Source organism: Microcoleus sp. CAWBG640 (assembly GCF_020883015.1).
In the GTDB taxonomy this organism is placed as follows: domain Bacteria; phylum Cyanobacteriota; class Cyanobacteriia; order Cyanobacteriales; family Microcoleaceae; genus Microcoleus; species Microcoleus anatoxicus.
This window is the reverse complement of sequence record NZ_JAHRFC010000140.1, coordinates 1-8,527: the sequence shown is the minus strand read 5'-3', so window position 1 is coordinate 8,527 and position 8,527 is coordinate 1. Positions and strand designations below refer to the sequence as shown.

The 8,527-nt window shown below is 43.9% G+C and carries 9 protein-coding genes; 5 read left to right on the top strand and 4 right to left on the bottom strand.

Annotation, left to right across the window (positions count from 1 at the left end):
- The 3 genes from AAFP11_RS28840 to folP all read left to right on the top strand — a co-directional run.
- Positions 1-1,529 (top strand): DUF4070 domain-containing protein (locus AAFP11_RS28840; protein ID WP_341740104.1); only part of this gene is annotated, 1,529 nt, incomplete at its 5' end.
- Positions 1,530-1,792: 263 nt separating this feature from the next.
- Complete coding sequence (locus AAFP11_RS28835; RefSeq protein ID WP_341740103.1) at positions 1,793-2,863, top strand: aromatic ring-hydroxylating dioxygenase subunit alpha; 1,071 nt, start codon at positions 1,793-1,795, stop codon at positions 2,861-2,863.
- 94 nt (positions 2,864-2,957) lie between these two features.
- Positions 2,958-3,827 carry a dihydropteroate synthase gene (gene folP / locus AAFP11_RS28830; RefSeq protein ID WP_341740102.1) on the top strand — a complete coding sequence of 290 codons (870 nt, stop codon included), beginning with the start codon at positions 2,958-2,960 and terminating at the stop codon, positions 3,825-3,827.
- Here the strand turns inward: folP and AAFP11_RS28825 are convergent.
- Positions 3,818-4,657 carry a stomatin-like protein gene (locus AAFP11_RS28825; RefSeq protein WP_340520485.1) on the bottom strand — a complete coding sequence of 280 codons (840 nt, stop codon included), beginning with the start codon at positions 4,655-4,657 and terminating at the stop codon, positions 3,818-3,820. The genes folP and AAFP11_RS28825 overlap by 10 nt on opposite strands.
- A 184-nt stretch (positions 4,658-4,841) precedes the next feature.
- On the opposite strand from AAFP11_RS28825, the gene AAFP11_RS28820 reads away from it, so the two are divergent.
- On the top strand, positions 4,842-5,612 hold the full coding sequence (locus tag AAFP11_RS28820) for a tetratricopeptide repeat protein (RefSeq protein ID WP_341740101.1): 771 nt from the start codon (positions 4,842-4,844) through the stop codon (positions 5,610-5,612).
- Positions 5,613-5,793: 181 nt separating this feature from the next.
- Here AAFP11_RS28820 and aroB read toward each other — a convergent pair whose 3' ends face one another.
- Entirely contained in the window at positions 5,794-6,888 is a 1,095-nt protein-coding gene (aroB, locus tag AAFP11_RS28815; RefSeq protein WP_341740100.1) for a 3-dehydroquinate synthase, read from the bottom strand.
- 296 nt (positions 6,889-7,184) lie between these two features.
- On the opposite strand from aroB, the gene AAFP11_RS28810 reads away from it, so the two are divergent.
- Positions 7,185-7,286 carry a cytochrome b6-f complex subunit PetL gene (locus AAFP11_RS28810; RefSeq protein WP_340523689.1) on the top strand — a complete coding sequence of 34 codons (102 nt, stop codon included), beginning with the start codon at positions 7,185-7,187 and terminating at the stop codon, positions 7,284-7,286.
- Positions 7,287-7,464: 178 nt separating this feature from the next.
- Here the strand turns inward: AAFP11_RS28810 and AAFP11_RS28805 are convergent, their stop codons facing one another.
- Positions 7,465-7,863 (bottom strand): hypothetical protein, encoded by a 399-nt coding sequence (locus AAFP11_RS28805; protein WP_341740099.1) that lies wholly within the window; start codon positions 7,861-7,863, stop codon positions 7,465-7,467.
- A 26-nt stretch (positions 7,864-7,889) separates the two neighbouring features.
- Positions 7,890-8,450 carry a hypothetical protein gene (locus AAFP11_RS28800; protein WP_341740098.1) on the bottom strand — a complete coding sequence of 187 codons (561 nt, stop codon included), beginning with the start codon at positions 8,448-8,450 and terminating at the stop codon, positions 7,890-7,892.
- Positions 8,451-8,527 lie beyond the last annotated feature (77 nt).

Here is an 8,527-nt window from a genome sequence, read left to right as displayed (position 1 = left end):
TAGAATTAGTCGATCGCAAAGTCCTACTACCACCGCTGGGTTTGGTAACAGTAGCAGCTATCCTACCACAAGAATGGGAATTTAAGTTAGTCGATCGCAACATCAGACAAATCACAGAAGCAGAATGGGAGTGGGCCGAACTCGTCATTCTCTCAGCCATGATTGTCCAAAAAGAAGACTTGCTAGACATCATTCGCGAAGCCAAACGGCGCGGTAAATCAGTGGCTTGCGGCGGCCCGTACCCCACCTCCGTACCCGAAGAACCTCAAGCAGCCGGCATAGATTATCTGATTCTCGACGAAGGCGAAATCACCCTACCAATGTTCGTAGCAGCGGTAAACAGAGGCGAAACAAGTGGAATTTATCGATCGGACGGCATCAAACCCGATGTTACCACAACCCCAGTTCCCCGCTTCGACTTACTGGAATTAGACGCCTACGACTCCATGTCAATTCAATTTTCCAGAGGCTGTCCATTCCAGTGCGAATTCTGCGACATCATCATCCTCTACGGGCGGAAACCACGCACCAAAAACCCCCAACAACTAATCGCAGAATTAGACTGCCTTTACAACCTAGGCTGGCGGCGCGGCGTGTTCATGGTAGACGACAACTTTATCGGCAACAAACGCAACGTCAAACTATTGCTAACCGACTTAAAAATCTGGCAAGAAGAACACAAATTCCCCTTTACTTTCAACACAGAAGCATCCATCGATTTAGCCCAAGACCAAGAATTGATGGAGATGATGGTAGCTTGCAATTTCAATGCAGTATTTCTAGGGATTGAAACTCCCGATGAAGAAAGCCTGCAAATGACCAAAAAATTCCAAAATACCCGAAATTCCCTGATAGAATCCGTAGAGTTGATTGCAAAAACAGGTTTGCGAGTCATGGCCGGATTCATCATCGGATTTGACGGCGAAAAACCCGGTGCCGGTCAGCGGATTGTAGACTTTGCCGAAGCAGCAGCCATTCCCAGTACAACCTTTGGAATGCTGCAAGCTTTGCCCCACACTGCATTGTCCCACAGACTCGCCAAAGAAGGGCGACTGCGCGACAAATCTGGTAATCTCAACCAGACTACTTTGATGAACTTCATTCCCACGCGGCCCTTAGAAGATATTGCGAGGGAGTATGTCCAAGCATTTTCTGATGTATACGATGCCCAGAAATATTTAGACCGAACTTATCGGCATTTCTTAATGTTAGGCGCACCCACAGCCAAGATACCCGCTCGAATTCCGAGTTTGATCGATTTGCGGGCGCTGCTAACAGTGGTTTGGCGACAAGGAGTCAAGCGTAGCACTCGCTGGAAATTCTGGCATCATTTGTTCAGCATTCTCAAGCGCAATCCTGCGGTTTGGGATCATTACTTGACGGTGTGTGCCCACAACGAGCATTTTCTGGAATACCGTCAGATTGTGCGGGATGAAATAGAAGCTCAATTAGCTGAATTTTTGGCTAATGAATCTCAGACAGTATATCAAGAACCTGTAGCTGGGGAAAAAGAAGTGCAAGTAGTTTAGAGTGGGAAGATTTGAAGATTCTCTAATATCAAATCCATTTCGATGGGAATGATGAGCGTTCTTGGGTAATTGATAACTGCTAATTGCCCCGATCGCTTTTTTGATAGCTCAAACACTTGCTGTTATTGATTATTGCTTCTTGCTGATTGCTGCTACATCCAGTGGGGGCCGGTTTATTTAGATGGTTTGTCATCGTTATTTATGCTTGGTGAAACCCGCTCCTGCCCGAATGTTAAGCTTGCCGTAGTTAGGAAATATTTATCATGCAAAATAATACCCTACAATCTCCATCTCAGAACACGGAAAAAACTCACATCCGCCAGTTGGGAATTAATCTCAATCACTGGTATACTGTGGCTCGCACTACAGAAGTCACAACTCAGCCACTAGCTGCGATGGTCTGGCATCAGGCCATCGTCCTATTTCGCGATAGTTCAGGCAAAATCAACGCTTTAGAAGACAGATGTCCGCACCGACAAGTTAAACTTAGTCACGGTAAAATCAAAGGTGACTTAATAGAATGTGCTTACCACGGATGGCGCTTAAATACCAGAGGAGAATGTGCAGAAATAGATTATTTAGCAGAAAATCAAAAGCTACCTAACTGCAAAATTCGCTCCTTTCCAGTCAAGGAAGAATCTGGTTTTATCTGGATATTTCCCGGCGATGAGACCAAAGCCGAAGAAATTAATTTATTGAGCTTCCCAGAGTGGGAACATCTCAATTATATTGCCACAGTTGCAGTAATTGACTGTCAGGCACACCATTCATTTTTGATTGAAAATTTGATGGATATGTATCACGGACATTTGCACGAAGACTGGCAAGCTTGGGCCAATCCTGTGCTAGATTCTTTAGAAGAAGATGAACACCAAGTAACGGCTCTTTACCAGGCCGAAAGTTATTACAAAATAGATAAAATTTGGTCAATCTCTCAGTTATTATTTAAATCTTTGCGACAACTGCACCCGGAACCTTTAGAGGTGAGTTATGTTTACCCCCACTGGGTTTCCACTTTGGGCAATGACTTTAAGATTTATTGCTTGGTTTGTCCGGTGAGCGAGACGGCAACCCGTGCTTATTTAATTCACTTTACCTCATTAAATGCCTTTTGGCGACTGCACAAATTGCCTGTGTGGTTCCGCAGGTTTATTAAAGATATTTGTTTCGGTGCGGCTCAAAAGTTATTGGATGGTTTGGTGCGGCAGGATGTGTTGATGATTGAGGAAGAACAACAGGCTTTTTTACAAAACTCAGAAAGAAAAAATCATGAATTAAATCGGGCTTTAGTCAGCGTGCAAAGGTTGATGAGAAGTCAGGCGGAAAATTTGTAATTCTGCTGATTGACAGATGATAAAAATAGCTTTTTGAGCGAAGTCAAACTTTGCCTACCCTCCCCGTCCTTTCTGCGTATTTTAGTGGCATAATATGACTGTTAATCACAAAACAATTACAATTAGAAATAAATCTTTCGAGTGGGGAAAACGCACTTATTTAATGGGCGTTTTGAATGTTACCCCTGATAGTTTTAGTGATGGTGGCGATTTCAATACCATAGAATCGGCTCTAATGCAAGCTGAAAATATGGTAAAAAACGGGGTTGATATTATTGATATTGGTGGTCAATCTACCAGACCCGGTGCAGCCGAAATATCCTTACAAGCAGAACTGGATCGAGTCCTTCCAATTGTCCAAATCCTGAGAGAAAAAGCAACTATTTTTGCAGATATACCTATTTCTGTGGATACTACCAGATCCATGGTTGCTAAGGCGGCTGTGGCTGCGGGAGCTGATATAATTAACGATATTTCAGGAGCTACCTTTGACTCAGCAATGCTGTCAACCGTTGCCAAGTTAAAAGTACCAATAATTTTGATGCACCTTCGGGGAACGCCCCAAACCATGCAAACACTAACCGATTATCACGATTTAATTGGCGAAATTAGCGAATTTTTAGAAGCTAGAATTGCGGCAGCCGTTGCAGCAGGTATTCACACATCTCAAATAATTATCGACCCCGGTATTGGCTTTGCTAAAACTCACAGTCAGAATTTAGAAATTCTGCGTGATTTGCAGAAATTTTGTTATTTAGACTGTCCGATTTTAGTCGGAGTCTCGCGAAAAAGCTTCATCGGCAAGATTTTGAATCAGCCCGAAGCGAAACAAAGAGTTTGGGGGACAGCGGCGGCTTGTACAGGTGCGATCGCGAATTCGGCGGATATTTTACGAGTTCACGATGTCAGAGAAATGCACGATGTCTGTCAGGTAGCCGACGCCATCTTCAGAAATCAGTCTTGACTAGCGTGAGTATCGATAACTTTCATGTCCTCATGGTGAGAGTGCGGTTCAATATCAGACATAGAACCCATCAACTCGTTAAGAGCTTCTGTCATGTTTTTTGGGTCCATAAACAGAATTTTGGCGTTATCGCTTTCGCCCAATTTTTGTTGAGCATCTAAGTATTTTTCTGTTACTAAGTAATTCAAAACTTGCTTACTATTGGGATGGGAATCGAGAGCCTCCACTAAGAGTTTCATGTACTCCTTAGTACCAGTAGCTTTATTGACCATTGCTTGCCACTCGCTCTTGGTTGCCTGCTCCAATTCCATAGCTTCTTGCACCCTTTTTGGAGGTGTAATGCTTTGAATTTCGACCCGGATGACTTTGACACCCCAAGTTTCAGTAGCTTCGTCCAATTTCTTGAGTAACTGCTTATTCATGTCATCTCTGGAACCGAAAATCTCTTTCATCGGCAACCGACCAATTTCACCACGAAACGTAGTTAAAACTAAGTTGGCGATCGCATTTTCAATTTGATCGATGCCGTAATAAGCTTTCTGCAAATTTACAACTCGCCAATACACCACGGCATCGACGTCGAGAACCACATTATCTACCGTGATGGCTGACTGAGGTTTAATATCTAAAACTCTTTCGCGGGTTGTGTCCACGCAGACTACTTTCTCTACCACGGGACTGATAAAGTGGAATCCGGGCTTGAGAGTGCGCTTGTATTGGCCCAAACGTTCGACTAAAGCTTCGTCGCCGCCGCTGACTATTTTCACAGAGGAGTTAACAGCGTAGCCGAGGATGAGCGCAACGAGCATGGCTAGAATAGACTGCCCCATTTCTACTTTCCTGCTAAGTTTACTGAATAATTGATCGGAATTCTACTCTAATTTAACGCAAAATATGCCACACAGTGCTAAAATATCTCGACTGTTAATAACTTCTTAATAGTGCGCCCCCATTTGCTCAGACTCTGACAGGGTGTGAAACCCAGGATATCAAAAACACGTTGCCACACAATATATGAAAAACGATCGAGAGTTTCGCCCTTTAAAAATGTTGATCTGGATCGCCCCAAGCATTTTGGCAACGGGAGCAATGGGCGCTTTAGCACTTGTACCAGCGGTACAAGCTGAACCCAGCACCCTCCAAATTTCCCAAAACTTGCAGTCCCAAAACACCCCGCCACGAAGTCCCCGCGGCCCAGTTCGGGAAGTTCTCTCCTACGAGATGAAGGGAGACGAACTCAGGATTTGCAAACAGGAAGGCAACTCCGAGAAAAAGTGCGAAGTTGTGGGCAAAGGATACACAGTAGCCTTGAGGATTGCCAACGACCTTTACAATCAAGGAAACCTGGCGAATGCCGAAATTTTGTACCAACAACTGATTACGCGCTTTCCCAAACAGGGAGATGCTTACTATAAGTTGGGAACCTTGCTCTCAGCCCAAGGTAAAATGAGCGAGGCGATCGCCCAATTTCGACAAGCAATTCAACTAAACCCGCAGCACGCCAAAGCTCACAACGATTTGGGCGTAGCCATGGCCAGTCAAGGGCAATTGCCAGATGCAATTTTGGAGTGGAGACAAGCAATTAAAATTAACAGCCAATATCCCGATGCTTTAAACAATTTAGGAGTCGGACTTTACCAACAAGGAGTCAAAGAAGACCAAGCAGAAGCAGTAGCCAGCCTCAAAAAAGCTCAGGAATTATTCATCAAACAAGGTAGAGTTTCACAAGCCAAGAGAGTCGAGCAAATTTTGCAAGAAATTAATTCGCAATCTAGCGGTTCCTAAGCTGCATAGGTTATGAGTCATGAATTATGCGTTATTGGTGATTAGGACAAACTAATGACTACTGACTACTGACTAATGACTACTGACTAATGACTACTGACTACTGACTACTGACTAATGACTACTGACTACTGACTACTGACTAATGACTAATGACTACTGACTAATGACTACTGACTTCCTAAAGCATTTCCTTCAAAACTTGTAAAATCACATCTCCATCCACGCGATCGCTCACCGCCGCCTCACCCAGGCGCACTGGTAGCACAAACCGCACCTTACCATCCTGCACCTTTTTGTCCAATTGTAAAGTCTTCAAAATCTCCTCAACATCCATACCAGCGGGCAATTTCGTAGGCAAACCAGCCTTTCCCAGCAAAGCTAACTGACGTCGATCGCATTCTCGGTCCCACATTTCCAATTCCACAGCCAACCGACTCGCAGCCACCATACCGATGGCCACACCTTCCCCGTGATTCACCAACTTGTAACCAGTCAAACTTTCCACCGCATGGCCAATGGTGTGTCCGTAATTCAAAATCGCCCGCAAACCAGACTCCTTTTCATCCTTGCTTACCACATCCGCCTTAGCTTGGCAAGACCTGCTCAAAATTTCTGCCAGCAAATCCGCCTTCACGTAGCGCATCTGATCCAAACGCTTGCAACTCTCCAACTTCTCGAACAATTCCACATCCCAAATCACCCCGTACTTAATCACTTCCGCCATGGCCGAGCGAAACTCCCTCGCCGGCAGAGTTTTGAGCACATCCGGGTCAATTAACACCAAACGAGGCTGATGAAAAGCCCCAATTAAATTCTTCCCTAAAGGATGGTTAACCCCGGTTTTACCACCAATAGAAGCATCAACCATCGCCAGCAAAGAAGTCGGAACTTGGACAACATTAATTCCCCGCAACCAAGTCGCAGCAGCAAAACCCGTCATATCGCCAACCACTCCGCCACCCAAAGCCACCATCGTCGAAGAACGTTCTAAGCGATTTTCCAAAGCAGCGCCGTAAATCTTCTGCACCGAATTTAAAGTTTTGTACTGTTCCCCTGGTGGTAGAATACAGTTACCGACATGAAAACCCACCGATTCCAAGGAAGCAGCCGTCTTTTCTCCGTAATGGCGAAAAATCGACTGATTCGACACTAGCAGCACTTTTTTGCCCAAATTCAGCCCACCGAGCATAGTGCCGAGTTCGTCTAAACCGCCCGATCGCACGCAAATATTGTAAGATTCTGGTCCTAAGTCAACTTTAATTACTGATTTCATATTTATCTACTTTAGATATGAGATTTTAGATTATCAGAAAATTGGGTTTAAAACCCCGGCACTGTGACAGAGTTTATCTTAAGTCCTTGGACTACGCGCCCCCTAAGCAGAGTCGAAGGGCAGGATAAACGCAGCCGTTAGGCTTAGCACATCACCTTTGACGACGGCTTTAATTTCTAAGTTTTCAAGTCTAAAAAAATACTTTCAAACCTTCCGGTTAATGCTGATATAGTGTCTATCTAGTATGGTACGCTAGAAGATAAGGTCTTTTTATTGATTGTTTTGGAGAAATTGCAATGACTCTTAGCGGAGCAATAACTTATTTTGGGCTTTTCGGCGGAATGCTGGGCTTGGCGACAGTGTTGATGTTTGGTCTGCGGGCTGTCAAACTCATCTAATTTACTAATTTAGATGCGAGAACCAGAGGATTTTAACCTCTGGTAAAACTATCATTTTGCAGAAGTATTTGCGCAAAAAATCTGTAGTTTGATCTGTAGATTCAGGGCGTAAATACTTCTCTTGAATTTAATCAAGGAGCGATCGCACTTGCTATAAAACACGATCGCTCTTCATCAATTACAGCATTCGTTTTAAAATTTGTTGAACCACCCCATAATAATTAGGATTTTCTAACCCTTTTAATTCATGTTGGATATCTTCCCAATCCCCTAATTTACTTTTCCACATACCATTTTCTTCTTGTAGGGCAGCGTGCTGTGGTTCACCGTTATAGGTGTATATTGCTATCTTTTGAAAGCCCGGTTCAATGTCACCATTATCGCAACATTCATATCCAATAGTTTGATAAGCCTTGATAAAAGCATCCAACGTTAACTCTCTTGGTACACCATCGGGCCAGTATCCATCTGGGTCTACCGGGTCCCATCTACAGTCCTCTTCACCAGCTACGAAAGCAAAGCAATTATAATCTACTGTTTCTTCACTTGTTACTTCATATTCAGTATTTTGTGACATACTCCCACATCAAATCTGAGTACAGATTATGATGTGGGCTTCTTAACAGCCCGATGAAGGGTATGTAAGATTTCCTTCTGGTACGCTTTATCCATAGAACCAACTATGGAAAGATTCCCACTACAGCGTTTTATACTGGGGAAAATGTCCAACCCCAGTCTTTTTAGGTTAATCGCAGCATTAAGATCGCGATCTACCATCAAAGAATTTTGCTCGTCCCAATACTCTCGAATATTGCAATCGGTGAAAACCATTTCATTCCGATAACACAGAAGCATTGAGGTGTAAGCAGGTTTTTGTGAAACGACGACTGCCCCAGTTTTTTCTCCTATGTAGCTCAGCTGATCTGGTTTTTGTTCGAGATCCCGAAAAATTAACGGTACAACAGGCTGTCCCATGCCAATAATTCTTTGATAAGCTGGGTGCATTGATTTTTGTGTAACTAATGACAGCATCCTTGTCTGGTCACGCCATTCTTGTGCAAGGCTATTAAACTCCGCTTCGAGTTCTACGTGACTTTTAATCGGGTATTTATAGGTTTTGATACTCCCCACCGATGAATCGGGGGGATTCTTGATTAAGACCACAAAGGGACTTTCAAAGGCGTTAACAAAGCACCTCTACTGACTTCTTTGAGACAAAGCCCCAAAGTTGCCGCTACTTT